20 protein-coding genes are annotated in these 23556 nt (G+C 43.4%); 9 read left to right on the top strand and 11 right to left on the bottom strand.

Translation table 11 applies throughout. The features are described 5' to 3' along the window. Positions 1-128: 128 nt before the first annotated feature. The 4 genes from pstB to pstS all read right to left on the bottom strand — a co-directional run bounded on the left by pstB (position 129) and on the right by pstS (position 4198). A complete protein-coding gene (pstB, locus tag HC643_RS18420) occupies positions 129-935 on the bottom strand; it encodes a phosphate ABC transporter ATP-binding protein PstB (protein ID WP_038089128.1) in 807 nt (268 codons plus the stop codon). Between the two features lie 46 nt (positions 936-981). Continuing rightward, positions 982-1866, bottom strand: a complete 885-nt coding sequence (gene pstA, locus HC643_RS18415; protein ID WP_038089131.1) for a phosphate ABC transporter permease PstA — start codon at positions 1864-1866, stop codon at positions 982-984. A 20-nt stretch (positions 1867-1886) separates the two neighbouring features. Further along, positions 1887-2837 (bottom strand): phosphate ABC transporter permease subunit PstC, encoded by a 951-nt coding sequence (pstC, locus tag HC643_RS18410; RefSeq protein ID WP_038089133.1) that lies wholly within the window; start codon positions 2835-2837, stop codon positions 1887-1889. 164 nt (positions 2838-3001) lie between these two features. Further along, positions 3002-4198, bottom strand: a complete 1197-nt coding sequence (gene pstS, locus HC643_RS18405) for a phosphate ABC transporter substrate-binding protein PstS (protein WP_038089136.1) — start codon at positions 4196-4198, stop codon at positions 3002-3004. A gap of 454 nt (positions 4199-4652) precedes the next feature. Between pstS and HC643_RS18400 the strand changes: the two genes are divergently transcribed. Together HC643_RS18400 and lspA are read left to right on the top strand one after the other, a co-directional pair. Continuing rightward, complete coding sequence (locus tag HC643_RS18400; protein WP_038089140.1) at positions 4653-5240, top strand: biotin transporter BioY; 588 nt, start codon at positions 4653-4655, stop codon at positions 5238-5240. A 21-nt stretch (positions 5241-5261) separates the two neighbouring features. Continuing rightward, the gene (lspA, locus tag HC643_RS18395) at positions 5262-5732 is read left to right on the top strand and encodes a signal peptidase II (RefSeq protein ID WP_038089143.1); all 471 of its coding nucleotides are present in this window, start codon (positions 5262-5264) and stop codon (positions 5730-5732) included. Positions 5733-5874: 142 nt separating this feature from the next. Here the strand turns inward: lspA and HC643_RS18390 are convergent, their stop codons facing one another. Then, positions 5875-6543, bottom strand: coding sequence for a hypothetical protein (locus HC643_RS18390; RefSeq protein WP_050045941.1), 669 nt, complete (start codon positions 6541-6543; stop codon positions 5875-5877). A 424-nt stretch (positions 6544-6967) separates the two neighbouring features. Here HC643_RS18390 and HC643_RS18385 point away from each other — a divergent pair, with 424 nt between their 5' ends. Continuing rightward, a complete protein-coding gene (locus HC643_RS18385) occupies positions 6968-9235 on the top strand; it encodes a transglycosylase domain-containing protein (RefSeq protein ID WP_038089145.1) in 2268 nt (755 codons plus the stop codon). A 196-nt stretch (positions 9236-9431) separates the two neighbouring features. On the opposite strand, the gene HC643_RS18380 is transcribed toward HC643_RS18385, so the two are convergent. Continuing rightward, positions 9432-11003 (bottom strand): DUF4335 domain-containing protein, encoded by a 1572-nt coding sequence (locus tag HC643_RS18380; RefSeq protein ID WP_038089149.1) that lies wholly within the window; start codon positions 11001-11003, stop codon positions 9432-9434. Beyond that, complete coding sequence (locus HC643_RS18375) at positions 11000-11626, bottom strand: DUF3038 domain-containing protein (protein WP_038089165.1); 627 nt, start codon at positions 11624-11626, stop codon at positions 11000-11002. Before HC643_RS18375 ends, HC643_RS18380 begins: the two co-directional genes overlap by 4 nt. 454 nt (positions 11627-12080) lie before the next feature. Between HC643_RS18375 and HC643_RS18370 the strand changes: the two genes are divergently transcribed. From HC643_RS18370 to HC643_RS18360, 3 genes are all read left to right on the top strand, one after another. Next, positions 12081-12599, top strand: a complete 519-nt coding sequence (locus HC643_RS18370) for an adenine phosphoribosyltransferase (protein ID WP_038089152.1) — start codon at positions 12081-12083, stop codon at positions 12597-12599. A gap of 75 nt (positions 12600-12674) precedes the next feature. After that, entirely contained in the window at positions 12675-13721 is a 1047-nt protein-coding gene (locus tag HC643_RS18365; RefSeq protein WP_050045940.1) for an ABC transporter permease, read from the top strand. An 81-nt stretch (positions 13722-13802) separates the two neighbouring features. After that, positions 13803-14087: a hypothetical protein gene (locus tag HC643_RS18360; protein WP_038090181.1), complete on the top strand. Its 285-nt coding sequence runs from the start codon at positions 13803-13805 to the stop codon at positions 14085-14087. Between the two features lie 110 nt (positions 14088-14197). Here HC643_RS18360 and purF read toward each other — a convergent pair whose 3' ends face one another. From purF to HC643_RS18345, 3 genes are all read right to left on the bottom strand, one after another. Beyond that, positions 14198-15697 (bottom strand): amidophosphoribosyltransferase, encoded by a 1500-nt coding sequence (purF, locus tag HC643_RS18355; protein WP_038090184.1) that lies wholly within the window; start codon positions 15695-15697, stop codon positions 14198-14200. Between the two features lie 186 nt (positions 15698-15883). Continuing rightward, the gene (gene purL, locus HC643_RS18350) at positions 15884-18328 is read right to left on the bottom strand and encodes a phosphoribosylformylglycinamidine synthase subunit PurL (protein WP_038090187.1); all 2445 of its coding nucleotides are present in this window, start codon (positions 18326-18328) and stop codon (positions 15884-15886) included. A 1431-nt stretch (positions 18329-19759) separates the two neighbouring features. Beyond that, a complete protein-coding gene (locus HC643_RS18345) occupies positions 19760-20245 on the bottom strand; it encodes an allophycocyanin subunit alpha-B (RefSeq protein WP_038090189.1) in 486 nt (161 codons plus the stop codon). Between the two features lie 159 nt (positions 20246-20404). Between HC643_RS18345 and rlmD the strand changes: the two genes are divergently transcribed. Next, positions 20405-21766 carry a 23S rRNA (uracil(1939)-C(5))-methyltransferase RlmD gene (gene rlmD, locus HC643_RS18340; RefSeq protein WP_038090191.1) on the top strand — a complete coding sequence of 454 codons (1362 nt, stop codon included), beginning with the start codon at positions 20405-20407 and terminating at the stop codon, positions 21764-21766. 425 nt (positions 21767-22191) lie between these two features. Then, positions 22192-22641 (top strand): ATP-binding protein, encoded by a 450-nt coding sequence (locus HC643_RS18335; protein WP_038090193.1) that lies wholly within the window; start codon positions 22192-22194, stop codon positions 22639-22641. 55 nt (positions 22642-22696) lie between these two features. Here the strand turns inward: HC643_RS18335 and HC643_RS18330 are convergent, their stop codons facing one another. Further along, on the bottom strand, positions 22697-22981 hold the full coding sequence (locus HC643_RS18330) for a DUF6439 family protein (protein ID WP_038090195.1): 285 nt from the start codon (positions 22979-22981) through the stop codon (positions 22697-22699). Between the two features lie 217 nt (positions 22982-23198). Here HC643_RS18330 and HC643_RS18325 point away from each other — a divergent pair, with 217 nt between their 5' ends. Then, a complete protein-coding gene (locus HC643_RS18325) occupies positions 23199-23552 on the top strand; it encodes a sll0565 family protein (protein WP_038090198.1) in 354 nt (117 codons plus the stop codon). Positions 23553-23556 lie beyond the last annotated feature (4 nt).

The raw sequence follows: 23556 nt of genomic DNA, 5'->3' as shown, positions 1-23556 counted from the left end.
TGATGTAATTGTGAGAGAGTGTTTTCGATCGCCCAGGTACCACAAAAATAAGGGCAAGCATTGCTCGCCCCACTGCGTTTTCAATAAACTGTTTCATTAGTAATAATTACAACAAGCAGATAAAATTTTTAGCCAAATTTACCACTGACGTATTCTTTCGTAGCTTGTTGTTGTGGATCTTGGAAAATTGCTTCCGTGCGATCGTATTCCACAAGATAACCTGTACGACCTCCCTTCTCAGAAGTTTGGACGTTAAAGAAAGCGGTCAAATCCGATACTCGTGAAGCTTGCTGCATATTGTGGGTTACGATAATGATTGTGTAGCGCTCTTTGAGTTCGTGGATCAAGTCCTCAACACGCAAGGTAGAAATGGGGTCAAGAGCAGAACAGGGTTCGTCCATTAAAATGACTTCCGGCTGAACTGCGATCGCACGAGCAATACACAGACGCTGTTGTTGTCCCCCGGAGAGAGACAATCCGCTTTGTCGCAGTTTGTCCTTGACTTCATCCCATAGAGCGGCTTGTTTGAGCGATCGCTCTACAAGTTCATCCATATCACCTTTGAATCCGTTCAATCGAGGACCAAAGGCAATATTGTCATAGATTGATTTGGGAAACGGGTTTGGTTTTTGAAACACCATCCCAATTCTTCGACGGACGACAACAGGGTCGATATGAGGTGCATACAAGTCCTCACCCTGATAAAAAACTTTTCCTTCGGCTCGGAAAGTTTCAATTAGGTCATTGAGACGGTTGTAGCAACGCAATAAGGTACTCTTACCACATCCAGAAGGACCGATAAAAGCAACTACCTTATTTCTGGGAACATCAAGCCAAATATCGCGTACTGCCAAAAAATTTCCGTAGTATACATTTAGTCCTTCTGTACGGAAAACAGTTCCCGTTTGATTTTCGCTTCTAACGTTAGTTGTCATAAAATTTTCCGAGGATTGAATCTTAGAGCCATTAAACTATGGTTGCTTAGCGGCGTTCGCGAGTTGCCCAACGAGCAATGATGCTTGTAATCAAAACCAACAATACTAAGATGAGAGATGCAGCCCAAGCTAGCGATTGCCAGTTTTTGAAGGGAGCAATTGCAAAGTTAAAGACCAAAACTGCCAGAGAAGCAGTCGGTTGAAATAAAGTACTCGGCCAAAACTGAGAAAATAGAGCAGTAAATAGCAAAGGAGCCGTTTCTCCAGCCGCACGAGCGATCGCGAGAGTTGCGCCAGTGACAATAGCGGGAACAGCAGCAGGTACGACTACCCAAGAAACTGTTTGAAAGTTAGTTGCTCCCAAACCCACCGCTGCTTGTCGCAAATCTTTTGATACGAGTTGCAAAGCTTCATCAGTCGTTCGCACAATAATAGGCAACATGAGAATTGACAAAGCTGCACCGCCAGCGACTGCTGAAAAGCCACCTGTTGTAGCGACAACAATACCGTAAGCAAAAACCCCAGCGATGATAGAGGGAACTCCACTCAGAACGTTGGTAGCAAAGCGAATCCAGCGTGAAAGTTTACCAGAACTAAATTCTGTCAAATAAATAGCTGCCATAACGCCAAATGGAACGCTAATTAAAGCGGCAATTCCCACCATAATCAGTGTTCCCACAATCGCATTACCAAAACCGCCACCCTTTACCAAAGGTGGTGGTGGTAGTTTGGTGAACAAATCGAGGCTGAGACTGCTAAAGCCTTTGATAATTACATAAGTCAATACTGCCAGCAAAGGCAAAAGAGCCAGCATCCCGCATAGAAATGCTATGCCAGTCATCACCGTACTAAAAAGAGTTCGGGGAGACATGGGAACGCGAGCTAAGTTGCCAGTAAATCCGCCACCAGGCTGGTTTGGAACAGTTGCCATATTCTAAATACACCCACTTCCTACAGTCGCTTCACTCTTAAAACAATAAGTTCTGCCAGAATATTAACTATCAAAGTTAGTATGAACAGAACTAGCGCTGCGTACATTAGAGCGCTGACTTGCAAACCACTTGCTTCTGCAAATTGATTTGCCAGTAGCGAAGAAATTGTATTGGATGGTGCAAACAACGAAGGACTGATCGTGTTAGCGTTACCAATAATCATTGTGACAGCCATGGTTTCTCCCATTGCCCGACCGAGTGCTAGCATCACCGCACTGACGATTCCAGAAAATGCAGCGGGAATGAGAACTTTAAAAATAGTTTCCCATCGAGTGGCTCCGAGCCCTACAGCCGCTTGACGCAAACTCGAGGGTACAGAAATCAGAGCATCGCGGGATATAGCTGTAATGATTGGCAGAATCATAATTGCCAAGATAACACCGGCAGGTAACAATCCCGGACCTGTAGGAACAGTGCTAAACAATGGAATCCACCCAAAGTTAGCATTCAACCATTTTCCAATATCGGTCAATATAGGAATGAGCACAAAAATTGCCCAAACTCCGTAAACAACGCTAGGAATAGCTGCTAGGAGTTCTACTAAAAAAACTATGACTGTTTTTACTGGTAATGGTAACAAACTTTCACTCAACAAAACAGCAGTACCAACACCTATTGGTACTGCTATAAGTAGACCGATGAAAGCACTCATCAAAGTCCCGTAGATTTGCGGTAGCACTCCATAGTCGTTTGTAACGGGGTTCCAAGCGCTTTTTGCTAAAAATCCAAGACCAAATTCTCGAATCGCGGGTCCTGCTTGAATCGCAACCTGAACTGCTATCCACAATAGAAGTAGAGCAACTGCTATTGCAAAAATCCGAGTCAGCCAGATAAAACCGTTATCTACTGATTTTTCAACCTGAGAGCGAGGTTGAATAGTGGGTTGATGACTCTCAGCTTGCCTGTTCATCTAATGATTTCACTTATTGACAAAAAAGTGGGAGCGAACCGCTTAAAAATGAAAATTTTAATTCCATGCCTCAAACAAGTTAACAGTTAAGACTATTTCAGCGGTTCTGCTTGTGTTTATGAAATGCGTGACGGCGAACTTGAAAATTTGTAAGTGTTATTTGTCTATTTACCAGTACTAGCCGCAGTCGTATTGCCAGCAGCACCCCCTGCAATTTTGTAATCGGGGCTAATTGCATCTGCCGCTGCTGCCACTTTTTGCACCACAGGCTGAGGAAGAGGAACATATCCGAGTTCGGGAGCTTGTTTTTGACCTTCCGTCAAGCCATATTCAATCATAGCTTCCACGGCCTTAGCTTTTGCGGGGTCGGAATATTTTTTATACGCCAAAATCCAGCTGTAGGTCACGATGGGATATGATTCTGCGCCTTCAGGATCTGTGATAAAAGCGCGGAGATTGTCAGGTAAGGCAACGGATTCAAGAGTTTTCGCTGCGGATGCATCTGAAGGCACAACAAATTGTCCTGCCTTATTCTGTAAAGATGCAAATTTCAAATCGTTTTGTTTGGCGTAACCGTACTCAACGTAACCAATTGCACCTTGTGTTTGTTGTACCTGAGCAGTTACACCTTCATTACCTTTAGCACCAACTCCTGTAGGCCAACTGACAGTTTTGCCACTCCCAACTTTGGATTTCCATTCTGGACTCACTGCGCTTAAGTGCTGGGTGAAAACGCCTGTTGTACCGCTACCATCCGAGCGGTGTACGATTGTAATGGGTGTATTGGGTAAGTTAACACCAGGGTTGGCAGCAGTAATTTTAGGATCGTTCCAGGTCTTGATGTTACCCAGGAAAATGTTGGTATAAACTTCCCGAGGCAGTTTTATCTGTTGGTCTACCCCCGGTACGTTATATGCTACGACGATGCTACCTGCAGTCATGGGTAGTAACAGAACACCTCTGTCTACCTTCTTAATTTCTTCATCCTTCATCGCAACGTCGCTAGCACCGAAATCGACTGTGCCTTTGATAAATTGCTCGACACCCGCACCGCTACCAACTGACTGATAATTAACTTGCAGGTTGGGATACTTCTGATTTAATCCTTGAAACCAAGCTGTATATAAAGGTGCGGGGAAAGATGCTCCTGCACCTGTTAAGGATACATTTCCACCTAAATCGAGTTTTCCTGGTGCGGTAGCAGTTGTATTTGTAGCAGTACCAGTATTCTCACTGGTGTTGTTACCATTTTGTGCTTGCTGTTCTCCACCCCCACAAGCAGCTAAACTTAGGGTAAGTGCAAGAACTGAAACTGTTCTCGTTAGGCGAGAAGAATTATTGACAGGGTAACGGAAAAGCATGGACGTGTATTTTACTAATTTTCCGACTAAGCGTTTATACTATACAGCTGTAGAGTAAAGAAAAGGTTAACATAGCTAAGACCAATGGCTCTAGTTTAATTTATCTATAAAAAATTAACATTTTTTACCGATCGCTTTTGAATGAAATAAGTTAGTTAGTCAAAAAAATCAACTCTTTTAATACTTTTGTACTAACGCAGGAAGTACGACATCCTATCGTTATGATTCTTAAAGCTACTGGTAGCCAGTTATAAAATTTTATCATTCTCTATCCGCAGACGGATGCGATAAGACAGAGATTTAATGGCTAAAGGCATATTGTGCTTCATACAAGAAATATTTCCCACCTTCTTGTACTAGCTAAATATTTCTCAGTTAACAATTTAGGGAATTAAGATAAAGTTGACTATTTTTTATTTTATTTATAAAAGTCCTTTACGCGAGCGCTGTGTAAATGCTAGCTGCATCCAATCAATTATTATGGTCTATGATTGGCTTACTGCTGACAATGGGTGGTACGTTCTTGGAAGCCCATGTCACCACCCTACCTTGGAGTTGGAGCCACCAGGGAGTTCACACTTTCTCTTTGGGAGTTACCTATCAAATTGGTGGGGTGTTGCTAGTTGGGTGTTTGGGAGGCAAAAATGCAGGCGCACTCTCACAAATTGCTTACTTAGTGATGGGCTTAACCTTATTACCCGTATTTGCTGAGGGTGGTGGAATTGGCTACGTTAAACTATCTCACTTTGGCTACTTGCTGGGTTTTATTCCTGGGGCTTGGATTTGTGGATATTTCGCCTTTAAAGCTAAACCCAAACTAGAAACTCTGACTTTTAGTTGTTTTTGTGGGTTGTTAACCGTTCACATCTGCGGTATTACTTATTTGATTATCAGTTCTGTTTTAAAGTGGCAAGGTACAGAAACTTTGCCTTTGACGCAAGCAATGCTGAAATACTCCTGGTTTGCATTACCGGGACAATTAGCTGTAGTTTGCGCTGTAGTTGTAATAGCATATGTGCTGCGCCATCTCATGTTTTACTAGTGTAGTGACCAGTAATCAGTTATGCGTATAAAAAATAATCTCTTCTGGGTTGCTGCTGTGGTGGCTTTTTGCTTAGATCAACTGACAAAATATTGGATAGTGCAAACTTTTAACTTGGGACAAACGCAAGCCTTATTACCTGGAATATTTCACTTTACTTATGTCACCAACACTGGTGCTGCTTTTAGTTTATTTTCAGGAAAAGTAGAGTGGTTGCGTTGGTTATCACTAGGAGTCAGTCTGGTGTTGATAGCAATGGCATGGTTTGGTCCGGTGTTACATTTTTGGGACCAACTGGGCTATGGGTTGATTTTAGGTGGAGCAATTGGTAATGGTATCGACAGGTTTATTCATGGCTATGTTGTCGATTTTCTGGATGTTCGGTTAATTAACTTTGCTGTGTTTAATTTGGCTGATGTTTTTATCAATATCGGGATTGCTTGCTTGCTAATTTCTACTTTTCAAAAAACACCAACTTCAAACCACAAGTAGGTTTGACCTGTCATCAGTCACCAGTCATTATAAACTGGTCACTGTTAACAACAAGTGAGGGGTAGGCTAACCCAGTTAACCCACCCCTCACTTTTGCTTTTACAAGCAGATTAATATCAGATGACACCTTAATGCATCTTAATTACTTTGAACCACCTGTGGAGGGCTGTTCGGAACCAGAACCCTGAGAAGGAGTGGTTGAACCGCCAGGACCAGTGCTACCGGGAGTGCCATTATCACCGGGGGTAGATGTGCCTTCTGGGGTAGTGCTGTTGGGAGCGCCTGTACTATCAGGAGTGCCAGGAGCTGGAGTGATTTGTTGAGTACCAGTACCGCTATCTGGAGCACCTGTTGTACCGGATGGTGCCACAGGTGTAGTCTCGCTACCAGGAGCAGTTGTACGAGAAGGATCGGTTGTTGAACCGCCAGGAGGAGTCGTAGAAGGCTCGACTGTACCTCCAGGACCAGTTACACCAGGAGTACCGTTATCACCAGGAGTAGATGTACCTTCTGGGGTAGTGCTGTTAGGAGCGCCTGTTGCTGGCTCTTTGTTGGTATTCTGAGTGCCTGAACTACCGCTAGAGGGGGTTTGAGTCGCGCCCGTACCACCACCTGCTTGACATTGAGAATTTAGGGGGAAATTTTGGCACAGGATTTTCTTGCCCTCTGGGGAAAGTTTGAATGGTTTAGCAGTAGATGGCTGACCACCTTGAGCGACCCCCTCAAACTTAGTTGATTGGGCAACAGCAACATTGCTTGAAAACGCTAAAGCAATTGCTGTACCGATGAAGGCTAGATATCTTCCGTTCATATTTCTTAACCTCAACACCTCAACGGAGTACTTCCGCTTATTTAAACAGACAATAGCACATAGAAAATCATCCTAAATGAAGAGATATATTTTTGCTTTAAAATATTCTTATATGTTATAAAAGAAAAATTTATCATTTTTCTAAAAATTCTGACTATTATATCACACAATATCAAAAGGTGAATAATTTTTTTTGAAAAATTGGAGATAAAAATGAGCGTGACAGTAAAAAAACAAGCTATAACAAGATAAACACATGACGAAGTTAACAACATCAGTCAACAGATACAGATAGTTAACTGGAATCGGGAACTGCCAAAGACTGCCACCGTCTTCATAAGCTTATGAGTACAATGGTGGATACTTGGTATTAAAGACGAATAAACCCCGGTTCTTCACTCATTCAAAGTAGTGTGAATAGCACATGAGTTCCCCCCAACCGCCTCAAAAGCCACAAACTTTGCTTGGTCAAATAACTCAAGCAGTACAGACAATTCAAGCTAGAGTAGATTTCTCTAAACTGGCACTCAAGCCTAATGCCAAAGTACCGGAACTTTGGGTGCAGGATGCGGGGGCAGATAAAGCAGAAGTATATCCCCTCTTAGGCGATCGCTACATATTGGGACGCAGTTCTAAGTCCTGCGATATCGTTGTTCGCAATCCAGTCGTCAGTCAAATTCATCTATCTCTCTCAAGGGACTCCAGCCAAAGAACTCCTGCGTTTGTCATTAAAGATGAAGAATCTACAAATGGTATTTATCGAGGCAAGCGGCGGGTAAAATCTTTGGAACTGCGTCACGGAGACGTTCTTACCCTTGGACCGCCAGAACTAGCAGCTTCAGTCAGATTGCAATATGTCAATCCACCCGCCTGGTACGTTAGAGCCGCAGGTTGGGCGGGACTGGGTGCGGCTGGTGCGGTTTCTCTCATGGTACTTGCCATCGGTGTCGAATGGTTGAAGGTCAGTGTCAGACCCCTACCTGGTGCAACGCGAGCACCAGTTGTGATTTACGCTCGTGATGGAGAAACACGACTGCGGGAACCACGAACAACCGCCCACATTGATATGAAGCGGTTGCAGGATTTTGGTCCTTATTTGCCCGCAGCAGTCGTTGCTTCGGAAGATAGTCGGTATTACTGGCATTTTGGCGTCGATCCGTTAGGAATTTTACGAGCAGTATTTATTAATACCCGTAGTGGGGATGTCCAACAGGGAGCCAGTACTGTTACCCAACAAGTTGCCCGAAGTTTGTTTCAGAGTTACGTAGGCAGACAGGATTCCCTCGGACGGAAATTCCGCGAAGCAGTTATCGCTTTAAAGCTGGAGACATTTTACAGTAAAGATGACATTCTGCTGACCTATTTAAACAGGGTTTTTTTGGGAGCAGATACATCAGGTTTTGAAGATGCGTCTCGGTATTATTTTGACAAGTCAGCCAAAGAATTAACTCTTGCAGAAGCAGCAACACTCGTGGGAATTTTGCCAGCCCCCAATGCCTTCGACTTTTGTGGAGATAGCAATAACAAGCTGAGAACTATAGAATACCGCAATCGCGTACTGCGACGATTGCTCGAAATGGGCAAAGTGAAACAGGACGAATATAACAGAGCAAGGCGATCGCCCGTTGAAATTAGTTCCAAAGTTTGCGAACAGCAAGCAAAAACCATTGCTCCTTACTTTTATAGTTATGTCTTCCAAGAGCTAGAAAAAATTTTGGGAAAAGAACTAGCAACTGAGGGAAACTTTATTATTGAAACTCAGCTAGACCCGCAAATTCAGTCACAAGCAGAAACAGCGTTACGCAATCAAGTCCGCACGGCTGGAAGAAATTTTGGCTTTTCCCAAGGGGCAATGGTAACTCTTGATACTAGTACGGGTGGAATTGTCTCTATGGTTGGTGGTACGGATTACCGAACCAGCCAATTCAATCGCGCCGTTCAAGCAAAAAGGCAACCCGGTTCTACCTTCAAAGTTTTTGCATACACAGCAGCGATCGAGCAAGGAATTTCATCAGGGAGAAGTTATTCCTGTTTGCCTTTACGCTGGAGAGGCTTTACTTATAAACCCTGCCGCACGGGTGCGGGAAGTTTGACCGTTGCCACTGGCTTAGCCTTATCTGAAAACCCTATTGCCTTAAGACTAGCGCAGGACGTAGGGCTAGATAAAGTGATATCAATGGCACGACGCTTGGGTGTTAAATCCGAGTTGGAAGAAGTCCCTGGGTTAATACTGGGTCAGAGCGTGGTTAATGTATTAGAAATGACAGGTGCCTTTAGTGCCATTGGCAACAATGGTGTATGGAACCGTCCCCATGCAATTAGTAGAATACTAGATAGTAGCGATTGCCGCGATATTAAAGACCCAAAGACTTGTCGTGTTATTTATTCCTTTGACCAAGATCCAGAAGCCAACAAGCGAGTTTTATCACCAGAAATTAGCGATACGATGGTGCGGATGCTTCGTGGAGTGGTAACAAACGGTACGGGTCGCAGTGCAGCGATTGGATTGGGAGAAGCAGGTAAAACGGGTACAACAAACAACAACGTTGACTTATGGTTTATTGGGTTTATTCCCCAACGACGGCTAGCAACAGGAATTTGGCTGGGAAACGATAACAATTCTCCTACTTCTGGGAGTAGTGCTCAAGCAGCACAGCTTTGGGGAAATTATATGGGCAAGATTACAAAGTGAAAGAATGCTAATAGCTAATGGCTAATAGCTATTAGCTAATTGCACTATTAACCCTCCAAGTTTGCCAGTGCTATGAGAGGAAAACTCTCCTCCATAGCACGTGAGCGTGCTACACTTTGCGATCGGTACTGGTGGGCACACCATCAGCCATTAGCCATTAGCCATTAGCCATTAGCCATTAGCCATTAGCTATTAGCTATTGTCCGTACCCCTTCCACGGAGTCACTTCAATGTTACCGTCAGGTTTGAAGACCACTTGGAAGTGAGCAAGAGGTTCTTTGCTGTTTGGCGCACCTGTATTTGAACCATAAACGTCTTGTTGGAACATCTTGGGAAGGGGTGTTTGTCGGAAATAGTCAAAAGCTACTTGATTGAGTGGTTCGTAATCGGCGATCGCTCCGTCTTTATTAAGAGCTACCCTATACTTCAAATCTTTTGGGAAAGATGCTGTATTACGCCAACCCTGGCGGATAGTATTAGTCAGTTTCTGGTTGAGTACACCGATCGTGTTGGCGTCAGTAATTTTGCTACCTATAACCTCTGGAGTTTTAGTGTACCCGCGCCAAGGGCTAATTTCTAAAATGCCTCGGTTTGTAAAAACGACTTTGAATTGAGCGATTGGTTCATTAGTAATGGGACCCCGCGAATTTGCAGGATTATAAAGCAGCTTGGGTAGGGGAGTGTTCGCCACAGCGTCATTGGAAGCTTTATTGACTGCTTTATAGCCAACAAGGGAACCATCCCCAGCAACACCGACCCGAAAAACGGAGTCCTGAGTTAATGCTGAACGATTTGCCCACTCTGGATTAATTTGGTTGTAAACTTGGCGTTGCAATGCACGTAAAACGGATGCATCCGTAATCTCGGGAACCGTGTTTAAAAGTGCTTCTAAATCTTTAACGGCTGTTGGGTTTGGGATTGGAGTCGGAGCAGTTGCTTCAGGTGCGGTGGGAGTTGGTGTTGGTGTTGGCGTCGTAGGATTTACAGATGCAGCAAGGGAAGCAGGCGTAGACTCGCTGGCAGTCGTAGATGTTGGTGTGGGCGTGAAAGTAGGGCTTGCTGCTACTGGTTCGTTAGGGGCTGGTGTGGGTGTGACACCAGGAGAAGCAAGAGCGTTGGAACGAGATGTTGTGCTGCTAGTGGGTTGTGTATTGTTTTGTTGCGGTGGACGGATTTCAGGTACTGGAATGATGCTAAAAGCAACCGCCGCTGCTGCCAAACTAGTGACACCTATACCAGCGGGAACAGCTTGCTTAACTAAAGCTTGGTTGAAGTTGCCATATCGTCTGGCAACGGGTTGTACTTTTAACGATAACTCTGGGAGTGTTTGGCTATCTGCAAAAAATTGGTCTATTGCTTCTACTAAATCAAAAAGCTGTACTGTGTTTAAATCGATTTCAGTGGTTGGTTGACCGTGAGAATTTGCCCCCGTTTCTTGTGATGCATTCTCAGAGTGTACGACTAATCTGTGGCGATCGCGACTCACTTTTTGTAACTGCACCAATTCTGATTCTGAGTCACGTGCTTGAGGATTGGGTATGTTGCTTAAAAACTCTTGAGCGTAAGCACTAACCGCTCTCACCAAGCTTTCAAAAAACTCTCGTCCTCCTGATATAGGTTTTTTATATCCAGATATATAACATTCTGCATTTACCAATATCGATAATTCCGGGCGCAGTTCTTGAAGATGTGCCGCCCTTGTAGCATCACTCAAACCCTCCAAAAGGAGCGTACAATTAGGTAAACTATACTTACGCTGAATATTCATTCCACTTCACCGTCAAATAGACTAATCCAGAACCTTTGCATTCCAGATGTACCGGTACAAAATAAGAGTTGTCCTAACAAATTTATAGCCAGTTCATCTAATTTTTCATCAGAATTTAATGTAGTTAAACCAGAACGTCGGGGATTCATTCTGCTCTTAAAATGTGCTCTAAATCTCTCCAAGTAATTTGAGAGACGTAAATTTTGTTCTAATGGTATCTGTTTTTCAACCATTTGTTGATACACCATTAACAGCTGGCGAATGACAACTGTCAGACGTCGTGCTATGTAGCACGCAATAACCACTAAAGCCTTTGCCTCTGTAATAGTTAAGATCCGACGGGTATGTGCTCTTCGTAAAGGATTTGTGCTACGCATTCGCCACAAATTGACTCTATTTTTTACAATACCTTTAAGATCCAACTCTTCAGCAAATGCCAAAATAGCTTCGGAGCCACCTAGCTCCAAAGCCTCAATCGCCAGTAATATTAAGTCTATTTGCATCCGAGTTCGACGGGGACAGTCATGTCCCTCGATCGCTGGTTCGGGTAAAGATTCCAGAATCATCGGCGAAGACTTAGGGGTTGGACTATTATAAGACGTTACACTAGCAGAGACATTCATTATAAAGACCTTGTACGACTTTAACAAAGCAGGTAAAACTAATTTAAAATAAGCAAGCCAATTTTTTAAATTCGACTTGGCTCAGTTGTGGCAAGGTACCTATCATATACACTACTTACTCTTTTTACACTAACGTTTCCGTATATTAAAATTTAAACTTTCTCAAGCATCAATTCACCTGCCTTAATTCGTATCGAGATCGTTACATCCCTAGCTTGGTGTAGATTTCAGTAATCGTCAATGGATTTTTTGCTGAAAAGCCAATACCAAGCGTATGACATTATAGTGTACGATTTTTGCGGTATGTGGTAATAGAGGAATTGGGAACTGGGGACAAAGTGGACAAGGGAAACGAGCCAAGAAGTATTTATCCCCATTACCCCCCGAGTCTCAGAATAAACCCTCACTTTACCCCAATCCTCAAACCCCAATCTCTAACTCCTAACTCCTTCCTATGGATTTAAAATCTCTCATTCGTGACATTCCAGATTTTCCCAAACCGGGAATTTTATTCCGCGATATCACAACGCTACTGCGCGATCCAGAAGGGCTGCGCTACATGGTTGACTTATTTGCCAACCAAATCAAAGAGGCCAACCTGATGGCAGACTACGTGGTAGGAATAGAGTCAAGAGGATTCATTGTTGGCGCACCACTTGCTTATCAATTAGGAGCAGGGTTTATTCCCGTCCGCAAACCTGGAAAGTTACCAGCAGCAGTTCACTCTGTTGAGTATGCACTTGAGTACGGTACGGATTGTTTGGAAATTCATCAAGACGCTTTACAATCGGGTTGCCGAGTTCTCGTAGTAGACGATCTGATTGCCACTGGTGGCACCGCTGCTGCAACAGCAAAACTTGTAAAACAAATTGGCTGCGAACTCGTAGGTTTTGGGTTTATCATCGAGCTACGGGATTTGCAAGGACGAAAACATTTGCCAGATGCACCAATTATTACTCTTGTAGAATATTAGTCATTATTAACTAATACAGAGATCGGTGACCACTTGTAGACATCGACTGACAAAGGACAAAAAACATTTATACAAATGACTACTTCAAAAATCTCCTTGGAAGCAAGTCGCGATTGGGTGACAAGGGTGGTCACCAGCGACACATTTCTTTACATAATGAAGCGGCTATTGCAAGCGCTGTTAACTTTGTTTTTAGCCTCGGCATTGTCGTTTTTCATTATTCAACTAGCACCAGGAGATTACGTAGACACTCTCAGGCAAAATCCGAAAATATCCCCAGAACGAATAGACGAGCTCAGAAAGCAATTCGGTCTTGATAAGTCTTGGCCCGAGCAATTTGGGCTTTGGCTGTGGAGAATCTTGACAAAAGGAGATTTTGGTACAAGCTTTGTTTACCAACGCTCGGTATCATCACTGTTGTGGGAGCGAGTGCCAGCAACTTTGCTGCTAGCAGTCTCTTCTCTTATTGTAACGTGGGCGATCGCCATTCCTTTGGGTATTATTGCTGCCGTCAAACAAAATCAGTGGGTTGACCGAATTTTTCAAGTTATCAGTTACGTTGGTCAGGGTTTCCCCAGCTTTGTGACTGCGCTATTTTTGCTGATTTTTGCTCAAAACACCTCACCAGTTTTTCCAGTTGGTGGAATGACTAGCATCAATTTCACTGAACTGACGTGGTTTGGTCAGCTATTAGATATTAGCTGGCACATGATTCTACCAACGATCGCACTCAGTATTACTAGTTTTGCAGGCTTGCAGCGTATTACTAGAGGAGAATTGTTGGATGTATTGAGACAAGATTACATTCAAACAGCCCGTGCCAAAGGATTACCAGAAAACCGAGTCATTTACGTTCATGCCCTGCGGAATGCCATCAACCCTTTGATTACTTTATTGGGCTTTGAACTTGCCAGTTTATTAAGTGGAGCCTTCATTGCAGAATATTTCTTCAATTGGCCTGGTTTGGGAAGGTTAACCTTACTAGCAGTGCAATCCCAGGATTTATATTTAGTGATGGCGAGTTTGGTCATGAGTGCCGTGCTGCTAAGCATTGGTAACCTAGTAGCAGACTTGCTGCTAAAAGTTGCCGACCCTCGCATTCGCTTGGAAAATTTAAATTAGTTAGGAGTTCGTAGTTAGTAGTAAGTAGTTGGTAGTCGATCGCTCACTACCAACTATCAACCACCAACCACTCACAACACTATGTTTTCTGACGTCTATTACTTACTCCGGTCAAAGGCTGACGGTCGCTATCTGGTCGCACGACCCAATCCCGATAATGCTTCAACGTACTTACTTTTGTTTCGCGAAAACTTTGATGCTATGAGTTACCTCAACACACACGCAGCAGAAATAGCAAACCGCTTTTCTGTAGAATCGCTTCCTGGTTCTCAGCTAGGAAGTTTGCTTCAACGTTGGGGTTTTACGGGCGTAGGTATTGTTTCCGATCCGCTAGTACCTAATATTGAATTTTTACAACAGAAGTAGAATGCTCGTTTTAAATATTGAACGCATCCCAACTAAATCGATGCATATAAAAATACAGACGCAGATAATCATTCAAAAATTATCTGCGTCGAAGCTACAGTTCAAAAAATCTACACTGAAGTTTTTTCCAAGATTAACTTAGAACCTTTAAGCGGTTCGGGAACAGGAACGGGATATTTTCCTGTAAAGCAAGCAGAACAAAAGCTACCGGGGTCTTCTCTTGTTGCTTCCACCATACCATCCCAAGTTAGATAAGCAAGAGTATCCACCTCAAGTTGCTTGGCAATTTCTTCAACTGACATCCGAGCCGCAATCAAATGGTCTTGACTATCGGTATCAATCCCATAAAAACAAGGATGAGTCACAGGGGGAGAAGAAATTCGCATATGCACTTCTAACGCACCCGCATCACGCAAAGCTTTAACCAGTTTGCGGCTTGTAGTTCCCCTGACAATAGAGTCATCGATAATGACAACTCGTTTGCCATACAACACGTCTTTTAGAGGATTGAGTTTCATGCGAATACCCGATTCCCTCATATTTTGAGTGGGTTGAATAAAAGTACGCCCTACATAGCGATTTTTAATTAGCCCTTCCGCGTAGGGAATACCAGAAATTTGGGAATAGCCGATGGCAGCAGGAATACCAGAATCAGGAACACCAATTACCAAATCAGCATCAACAAGGGATTCTTGAGCTAATCTCCGTCCCAAACGCATTCTGTAGCTGTACAAGCTTTCGTTATGCATGACGCTATCGGGACGGGCAAAATAAATCATCTCAAAAATACAGAGTTTCCTTTGGGGTTTGGGAGTCCATTGAAATGATGCCAAACCTTCCTCATTAATCCAAACAACCTCCCCTGGTTGTACTTCGCGCAGGTATTCCGCACCGATAATGTCTAAGCCACAAGTTTCAGAGGCGAGAACGTAACGGACTGGATTCCCTTCTATAGTGCCAATGACAAGAGGACGAATACCGTTGGGGTCGCGGACTCCCATTATCCCATTGGGAGTGCCAATGACTAAACTAAAGGCTCCTTGACAACGATGAAATGCTCGAATCGCACCTTCTAACCAATCTTTACCCGCATTGACTTCTTCTGCGATCGCAAAAGCAATCATTTCTGAGTCTGTTGTTGACACGAGGTTGCAGTTGTTGTTTACCAACTCTTCGCGTAGTTTTCCTGTATTGACTAAATTACCATTGTGTGCTAGAGCCAGAGAACCCAAACGCGTTTCAACCACAGCAGGCTGAGCATTGACTTTGCGGCTCGAACCCGTTGTTGAATACCGAGTGTGACCGACTGCTAGGTCACCCACCAAATCTTGCAAAATTGACTCGTTAAAGACTTGAGAAACCAATCCCATGTCTTTATATAAATGAACTCGTTCACCCTCAAACGTGGCAATCCCAGCTGATTCTTGACCCCGGTGCTGGAGAGCGTACAATCCAAAGTAGGCTAGTTTGGCAACGTCTTGTTCTGGTGCGTAAATACCAAACACACCGCATGCCTCTTCTGGTTTATCCGGGCGATTTTCTACATTATTCATTGAGTTACCGAGCGACTCTGGATGGTTATCTGCGTGGGCGGAACGGTTGGGGATCATGCTGGCTATGCTCCTGATGGGGGTGTTAAATTTTTGGGGATATATTAAGAGGATAGTCGGAGAAGTCTTAAAAAAATCTTAACCATCCATTAAAACAGTATCGCAATCCTTATCACCGAACGCCAATATTTTGAGAAGGAAGGAGTTGATGTTTTTATTTTGCCCCTCCTTACAACTCATTCTTTTCTAACTAGAGGAAGTATTTTGGATGGTTAAACGCCTTTCAAGCGCGTTGAAATAGCGATCGCTTACATCATTTATGCTAACGCTAACTAAAGTCTGGTTATCAGTTGTTAAAACCCGCAAACCCAATTCGGATTTTCCAACCTTGCCAAGTTTTTGCCAGTGATTAGCGACTTGTCCCCCTAAAAAAGTCTCCCAGGTTTCTTGTTGTTCTAATGCAACAGAGACTACAATTCGCGCACCACCCTCACCAAAAAGCACTTCATCCCAACGAAAAGAAGAACTTTCGCCCGCACGGTCATTGACAGAGAGTGGTAACTTAATTTCCGCGCCGAGTTGAGAGGCAATACAACATTCAGCAACAGCAACAGCCAATCCACCTTCAGCACAATCATGAGCCGAACGAATCCAACCCCGACGAATACCCTCGCGACAAACGTGCTGTATTTGACGTTCCAATTCAAAATCCACTCTTGGTGGTTTACCAGCCACAGTAGAGTGGACAGTTGCTAAATACTCAGAACCACCCAATTCAATTTTGGATTCTACATCTACAGGTAAACCCAAAAGATAAATAACATCACCTTCTGCTTGCCAAGCTTGACCGCAAATTTGAGTCAAATCGGGAATCAAACCCACCATACCTACAACAGGAGTGGGATAGATAGGTTGTGGTTTTCCTTGAGAATCAAGAGTTTCATTGTAGAGAGAAACATTACCACCAGTCACCGGAGTTGCCAGTTCCCGACAACCTTCAGCCAAGCCGCGACAAGCTTCTGCTAATTGCCAGTAACCGACAGGCTTTTCCGGGCTGCCAAAATTTAAATTATCAGTCACAGCCAAAGGTTCTGCCCCGACACAGCTAAGATTGCGTGCAGCCTCAGCCACAACCGCCTTAGCCCCTTCATAGGGATCGAGGTAAACATAACGGGGATTGCAATCAACCGTAGCAGCTACGGCGCTTTGGCAATTGGAGGAGTGAGAGAGTGAGGGAGTGAGAGAGTGAGGGAAACTCCCTCCCTCCTTCCCTCTTTCTCTCCCTCCCTCCTCTTCTTGAGGGCGCAACCGTACAACAGCAGCATCAGCACCACCAGGTAACAAAACTGTGTTGTTCTGCACTTGATGATCGTATTGACGGTAGATCCAACGTTTGGAAGCAACAGTTGGTGCATCTAGTAAAGCGAGCAAAATCTTGCTCCAACTGTGAAACTGTCCGTGAATCTCAATACCCACAGCAGTACAAGGAGGCAAAGACTCAGGTGTCCACTGCCAAGCTTTTTGCGCGTATTCCGGTGGTTCTGCCAACAATTCCCGATGATACAGTGGCGTATTTTCTGCCAAAGCTTGGGCAGGAATTTCTGCAGCAACTTCTCCATGAAATAAGATTCTGACAATAGGTTCGGCAATGACTGTTCCTGCAACAACTGCTTGCAACCCCCAACGGTGGAAAATATCAATTAACTCTTGTTCGCGTCCTTTATGAGCGACAAACAGCATCCGTTCTTGCGATTCAGATAACAAGTACTCGTAGGGAACCATTCCCGTTTCCCGAACAGGAATTTTATCTAGATCGAACTCAATACCTACACCACCTTTGGCTGCCATTTCTGAGGTAGAACAGGTGATACCAGCAGCGCCCATATCCTGTGCAGCCACAACAGATCCTGTCTTAAACGCCTCCAGACAAGCCTCAATCAGCGACTTTTCCAGAAAAGGATCTCCCACTTGCACTGCGGGACGGTCATCCATCGATTCTTCAGTCAGTTCTGCACTTGCAAAACTTGCACCTCCCATCCCATCACGTCCGGTAGTAGAACCTACGTATAGTACGGGGTTCCCTATACCTGATGCACCAGATTTTACAATTTCTGGTGTTTCCATTAGCCCCAATGCCATGACGTTTACAAGAGGATTATCAGAGTAAGCAGGATCGAAGTAAACTTCACCACCAACCGTAGGAACTCCAACGCAATTACCATAGTGAGCGATCCCAGCTACCACGCCACTAAAAAGCCGTTGTGTTTTAGCATCCTCTAAGGAACCAAAGCGCAAAGAATTTAAGACAGCAATGGGACGCGCACCCATTGTAAATATATCGCGAAGAATACCGCCGACACCTGTTGCTGCTCCTTGAAAGGGTTCGATAGCAGAGGGGTGGTTGTGAGATTCAATCTTAAATGCAAGTCGCAAACCATTATCTAAATCGACAACACCTGCATTTTCACCAGGTCCAACAAGAATACGGGGTCCTGTTGTAGGAAACTGTTTGAGCAAAGGGCGAGAATTTTTGTAGCAACAATGTTCAGACCACATCACCCCAAACATTCCAAGTTCGGCTTTGTTGGGATGACGCCCCAATCGTCGCACAATTTCTTCGTATTCTTCTGGCTTTAAACCTTCATCAGCAATTTCTTCAGGAGAAAAAGGAGCAGAGGAGATGCTGGTCATGGAAGTACGCACCAAGGGGACAGAGGTTTATTTTAGCGATTTGTGAACCTTTTGCGTCACTAAAGTCACCTGCTATTTGATGCAGTACGAGGATCTTGCCCTTCCCATGTCAGAAAAATTTTAAGTACTCTGGTTAGAGAAGCTTTAAAGAACTAAGCATACATTTAAGTATTTCCTCTTTGATTAATAATAAATACTATAAAATAAAGCAATCATCAACTAGAGTCTGCTGATGCTAATGATGCTTCATCTGAATCTACTGAGGAAATAAGTAATTTCCTGGACAAAACCCAAAGTCATGGGGTGCATTTAAGTATTTCCAACATTTCAACTATAAAGCCTATTTCATAAAATAGAAATTAGCTTGAGTAAAGCATGAAACTTTACGTAATTGTAGGTATAGCAATTTTACCTACAATGGTATTTGGAATGCGTTAGCTTCCGTATATAACCATTAAGGCTAAGTATCATGCTTGCTCTAGTGAATGCAATTTGAATTTTTTTGGTGTTACTACAGTCGTACTTAACAGAATTGTTACAGAAAACCTAAAAATTGAGTTGGTGGTTTATCGCAAAACAAAAATTATAGAAATGCTAGGGAATCAATTTTAGCTTTACAACTCCAATATCTTAACATTAGAACACACTTACTTATTTACACACATGAATCAGCTTTCATAAACTTTTACAAAGAAAGGCAGGGTGTAGAAGATGGAAGGCAGAACAAATAGGATTTTTTCATCCATCCCAATGGATACAGTTCTTAATGACTGCTTACTTAGCAAGTAGTTATTTATTGTGATACTTAATACAGTATTGGGAATCAAAAATGAATTATATAAAATTTTAAGTACTGTAGGGTAGGCAATGCTTACCACATGAAGCGTTTGGCAGGTATTACCTACCCTACTACCGCATCCACCTGAAAATGTTGGGTTGAGGCTGCTCTGGGGCAAAGGGGAAAGAATCACAGACTCATTAACAGATTAATTTATACCCAATAAATTAACCTAGATGCACTACTACGTATAGCTCGAAAATCAAAGAAAACCCTTATTTTAACCATAAAGCGGCGATCGCGAAGCGCAAAGTTATAAAGTTAAATTTGTCGGTACCGTCTACTGCAAGTCATTGTAGTGATGACAATCACTAGTGCTCATGATTAAGATCCTATTCTCTACATAATTCAACTGAGAGAATGCTTACAACTGAACTCTAGCCGAGTCATTAATAGGGAACACACTAATTGCCGACAGCCCAACAGAGGGACTGTTGGCTTTTTGTTTTGGCGAGGTAGGGGTTAATCCTCAATCCCCCAATAAAATTTCCCCACAACCCGGTTCTAACCCGACAGAAAATCTGCCATAGCTACCACCAGGTGTGGGGAAAATCCAGCTAATATGGATGTATTAGTGTGCAGATCGCTCAGTACTAAGACATTGCTTGAATGATGTAATCAAAGTAGGGAGCGGCTTCTGCAGCATCATCTGCGCTGAGTAAGTCAAGAGAAGCTTTCTTCAAACAGTTGATAGCTTCTACCATTCCGGGTACGGGTACGCCGAGAGAGTTGTACATTTCTCTGACACCAATTAAACCAATTTTTTCAATTGGTTCTTTGTCACCAGCAAGTACACCATAAGTAATTAGGCGCAAGTACCAGCCAAAGTCACGGATACATAGAGCACGCTGGCGCTCTCCGTAAGCATTGCCACCTGGAGCAATAAAGTCGGGACGCTTTTGCCAAAGCTGCTTGGTAGCTTCCTGAACTATCTTTTTCTCATTTTCGGCTAGGATACCGACAATGCGAATCCTTTGTGCGCCAGTTTGCAAATAGTCTTTGATATTCTTAAGTTCGCCACTGCTAGGGTAACGCAGTTCGTCATCAGCTTTGAGAATAACTTGGCTTACTACAGTCATGATTATCGCGTAGGACGTGATTTTATTTTATTATTTGCTAGTTTAACGAGTCTTGAGGACATAAATAAAGGGGAGTGGGTAACTAGGGGTCCCTTCTAGGGACAAGGGAGAATAACTCACAACTTACAACTAACCACTAACAACTAACCATTAACAACTATGTGGAAACAAGGCGAATTTATTGAAGTAGAGATTGTGGATTTAAGCGATACTGGAGATGGTGTCGGACGTTGGAACGATCGCGTCGTTTTTGTACCGGATACAGTACCTGGCGATCGCGTTGCTGTCCGTCTGGTTTACGTCAAACCCAGTTACGCTCGCGGACAGATCCAACGGTTGCTCAAAAAATCATCCCATCGCGTTCGACCCAGTTGTATCGTCGCAGATAAGTGTGGAGGATGTCAGTGGCTGCATATCAATTACGAATATCAAATTGAAGCCAAGCGCAATCAGGTTATTCAAGGGTTGCAACGTATTGGCAGTTTTGCTCAACCACCAGTAGACCCAATGCTATCTGGTTCGCAATGCTTGGGCTATCGTAACAAAGTCACGTATCCCGTAGGATTATCTCGTACAGGACTGGTCCAAGCCGGTTACTACCAAAAAAGCAGCCATCAATTAATTAACTTAAATCAATGCCCCGTACAAGACCCTCGATTCAATCCCCTGCTATTGGAAGTTAAACAAGACATTCAAAAGCAAGGTTGGCAAATTTACAACGAGCACAATCATACAGGTTTAATACGCCATCTCGGTTTGCGTATTGGTCGCCATACAGGGGAAATGTTGCTGACTTTAGTTGTTAAAGATTGGAATTTACCGGGAATTTACGACCAAGCGCAAGAGTGGTTGGAGCGCTATCCTCAGTTGGTAGGAGTGTGTACAAACCGCAATTCAGAACGTACCAATGCTATTTTTGGCGAGGAAACCCGTTGTATTGCTGGTGTTTCTTACTTAAAAGAACAATTTGCGGGACTCGAATTTCACGTGCGAGCCGATACATTTTTCCAAATCTATACTGAAACAGCAGAAGCATTGTTGCAAGTCATTGAGTCAGAACTCAATTTACAAGGTTCGGAAGTCATATTGGACGCTTATTGTGGTATTGGAACGTTAACTCTACCTTTGGCAAAAAAAGCACGACAAGTTGTGGGGTTAGAACTTCAAGCAGAAGCAGTAGAACAGGCAAATTTAAACGCAAAACTTAACGGTATTGAAAATGTCACGTTTCATACTGGTGCAGTGGAAGAATTACTTCCCAACACGGATATCTCACCAGATATAGTTTTGCTCGACCCTCCACGCAAAGGATGCGATCGCTCTGTTATGGAAACCTTACGGCAATCGAAACCTAAGCGCATTGTATACGTCAGTTGTAAAATAGCCACCCTGGCTCGTGACCTCAAATTGCTTTGTGAGGATGGATTGTATACGCTTACACGAGTGCAACCTGCGGATTTCTTTCCACAGACAGCCCATGTAGAGGCAGCAGCGTTCCTCACGTTATCAACCTTGCTCTGAATTCCCTTGTTTTTAACACAAACTCAAAAACAAAATTTATGGATCGTTATGGATGAGAGATGCTATTATAGAATTAAGCTAAAAATATGATTCCTCTAGTGCAATTCACTTTGCACAAGGCAGTAAAAAGCAAAGTCTCTCTTGGAGTTATGAATCGAGTTGTCTAGGTTATGCTCAGCAATAAAAAGAGTAAAAGTATGCTCTTTTATACGCAATAATTGCCTGTTTTTACGATTGGTGCTCACTAGCTGTAATTGTACTTAATCAACTCATGTCTTTTAGAGAGTCTATGCGCCCTAGCATTTTCAAAATTTAGTTCAACAGACGCAAGTTTGAAGGCAACACGACCACCTCACATTAGATCAGGGTGCCTGTGACAGCAAACTGATGTCTAGCTAACTCTGAAAGCTACGGGGTTCCTCATTGTGATTAATATCTCGCTCCGTCCAACAGGACGTAATTGGGGTACAATTAGTTTCGCCTCAACGTTATATCTGTGTCCAATATTAGATTTATTATTGGCAGAAATTCCATCAATGTTACAAGCAGAATTGCGCCTTGGGCTTCAAGAAGCTCTTGTAAACGCAGCCAAGCACGGTAACAACCTAGATCCTGGAAAAACAGTTATAGTCAGGTTCTCCTTGATTGACAATCAATACTGGTGGATCATATCAGACCAAGGTGACGGTTTTATGCCTGTAGCTCCTTGTTATGAAGACCCCACAGAATATTTACCACCCGATGAATCAGAAAATGGTCGTGGTTTGTGTATTCTGCGTCAGGTGTTCGATCAAGTGGAGTGGAATAGAAAAGGCACAGAGTTAAGATTATGCAAACAATTAGAACATAAAGCTAAATTATCTTTGAGACGTTAATGAGTTAGTGGTTAGTGGTTAGTAAAACCACTAATCATTAACAACCAACAACTAACTACTCACCCTGTCTTCCATGAGTTGGACAAGGTGGAGCAGAAAGAGATTTATCCAACCAACCGCTTGCTTGTTGGAGCTTTTGCAAAGCTTCTTCAGGGTTGTCTTTCAAGAGAAAAACAAGAGCGGCGGCGGCTTGTTCGCCGGCGCGAACTTTGCGGTTAGACTTAAGGCGGTGCCAATCGTTAGGTGAAATACTCAGCCTCTCCATAAGAGCTTGGGCTAATTCTAAAGTGCTAAACTGGCTCAGCTCGTTAGTTTTTGGGATCTGGGTTGATTGAGACATGGTATCGGTGCTCTGGTTTAGTTAATATAGACAAATTTAGCCTGAGTGTTGGGAGAATCGGATTTAATATTAGCCTAAGACATAAGTAGATAGGCGCGGGTAAACCTAGATGCACAAAACAAATCTTGGGTTGCGCTCAAGCCTACTCACGACTAATCACTAACCACCAACAGCTCGAGCACTCAGTTGTGTTTGTTCACACCGACTTAACTTATATATGAAACCGAATCAAAAACCATCTGAACCACCAACAGATGGAGAAAGCCCAGAACAAGATTTGGAACAGCAACTCTTAAAAGTAGAGCAAGCACTAGCTGCATTTAAAGAACGTTACAATCAAGTACAGGCAGATCGATCGCATCAACAAGAGTTGCAACAACGCCTTGACCAATTGCATGACAGCAAGCAGCCCGGTATGAAAACGGAGCTAAGGTATATTCAACAGCAGCTAGAAGAACTAGATCTGAGATTGGAAAGCCAGTTATTCTCTTGGAAAAGTTTAAAAGAACCTTTCTGGATGGCAGTTCGCTTTGGGGGATTGGGCGTTATCATAGGCTGGTTATTAAAGTAAGTTT

Origin of the sequence: Tolypothrix bouteillei VB521301, from assembly GCF_000760695.4 — a bacterium.
GTDB classification, from domain to species: Bacteria; Cyanobacteriota; Cyanobacteriia; order Cyanobacteriales; family Nostocaceae; genus Scytonema; species Scytonema bouteillei_A.
This window is presented reverse-complemented; position numbering and strand designations above follow the sequence as displayed.

Coding starts and splice junctions, on each gene's coding strand:
- rlmD (WP_038090191.1), top strand. CDS start 20,405: ATGTGGAAACAAGGCGAATTTATTGAAGTAGAGATTGTGGATTTAAGC.
- pstB (WP_038089128.1), bottom strand. CDS start 935: ATGACAACTAACGTTAGAAGCGAAAATCAAACGGGAACTGTTTTCCGT.
- HC643_RS18380 (WP_038089149.1), bottom strand. CDS start 11,003: ATGAATATTCAGCGTAAGTATAGTTTACCTAATTGTACGCTCCTTTTG.
- pstA (WP_038089131.1), bottom strand. CDS start 1,866: ATGGCAACTGTTCCAAACCAGCCTGGTGGCGGATTTACTGGCAACTTA.
- HC643_RS18360 (WP_038090181.1), top strand. CDS start 13,803: ATGTTTTCTGACGTCTATTACTTACTCCGGTCAAAGGCTGACGGTCGC.
- HC643_RS18325 (WP_038090198.1), top strand. CDS start 23,199: ATGAAACCGAATCAAAAACCATCTGAACCACCAACAGATGGAGAAAGC.
- HC643_RS18390 (WP_050045941.1), bottom strand. CDS start 6,543: ATGAACGGAAGATATCTAGCCTTCATCGGTACAGCAATTGCTTTAGCG.
- purF (WP_038090184.1), bottom strand. CDS start 15,697: ATGATCCCCAACCGTTCCGCCCACGCAGATAACCATCCAGAGTCGCTC.
- purL (WP_038090187.1), bottom strand. CDS start 18,328: ATGACCAGCATCTCCTCTGCTCCTTTTTCTCCTGAAGAAATTGCTGAT.
- lspA (WP_038089143.1), top strand. CDS start 5,262: ATGCGTATAAAAAATAATCTCTTCTGGGTTGCTGCTGTGGTGGCTTTT.
- HC643_RS18330 (WP_038090195.1), bottom strand. CDS start 22,981: ATGTCTCAATCAACCCAGATCCCAAAAACTAACGAGCTGAGCCAGTTT.
- HC643_RS18370 (WP_038089152.1), top strand. CDS start 12,081: ATGGATTTAAAATCTCTCATTCGTGACATTCCAGATTTTCCCAAACCG.
- pstC (WP_038089133.1), bottom strand. CDS start 2,837: ATGAACAGGCAAGCTGAGAGTCATCAACCCACTATTCAACCTCGCTCT.
- HC643_RS18375 (WP_038089165.1), bottom strand. CDS start 11,626: ATGAATGTCTCTGCTAGTGTAACGTCTTATAATAGTCCAACCCCTAAG.
- HC643_RS18400 (WP_038089140.1), top strand. CDS start 4,653: ATGCTAGCTGCATCCAATCAATTATTATGGTCTATGATTGGCTTACTG.
- HC643_RS18385 (WP_038089145.1), top strand. CDS start 6,968: ATGAGTTCCCCCCAACCGCCTCAAAAGCCACAAACTTTGCTTGGTCAA.
- HC643_RS18365 (WP_050045940.1), top strand. CDS start 12,675: ATGACTACTTCAAAAATCTCCTTGGAAGCAAGTCGCGATTGGGTGACA.
- pstS (WP_038089136.1), bottom strand. CDS start 4,198: ATGCTTTTCCGTTACCCTGTCAATAATTCTTCTCGCCTAACGAGAACA.
- HC643_RS18345 (WP_038090189.1), bottom strand. CDS start 20,245: ATGACTGTAGTAAGCCAAGTTATTCTCAAAGCTGATGACGAACTGCGT.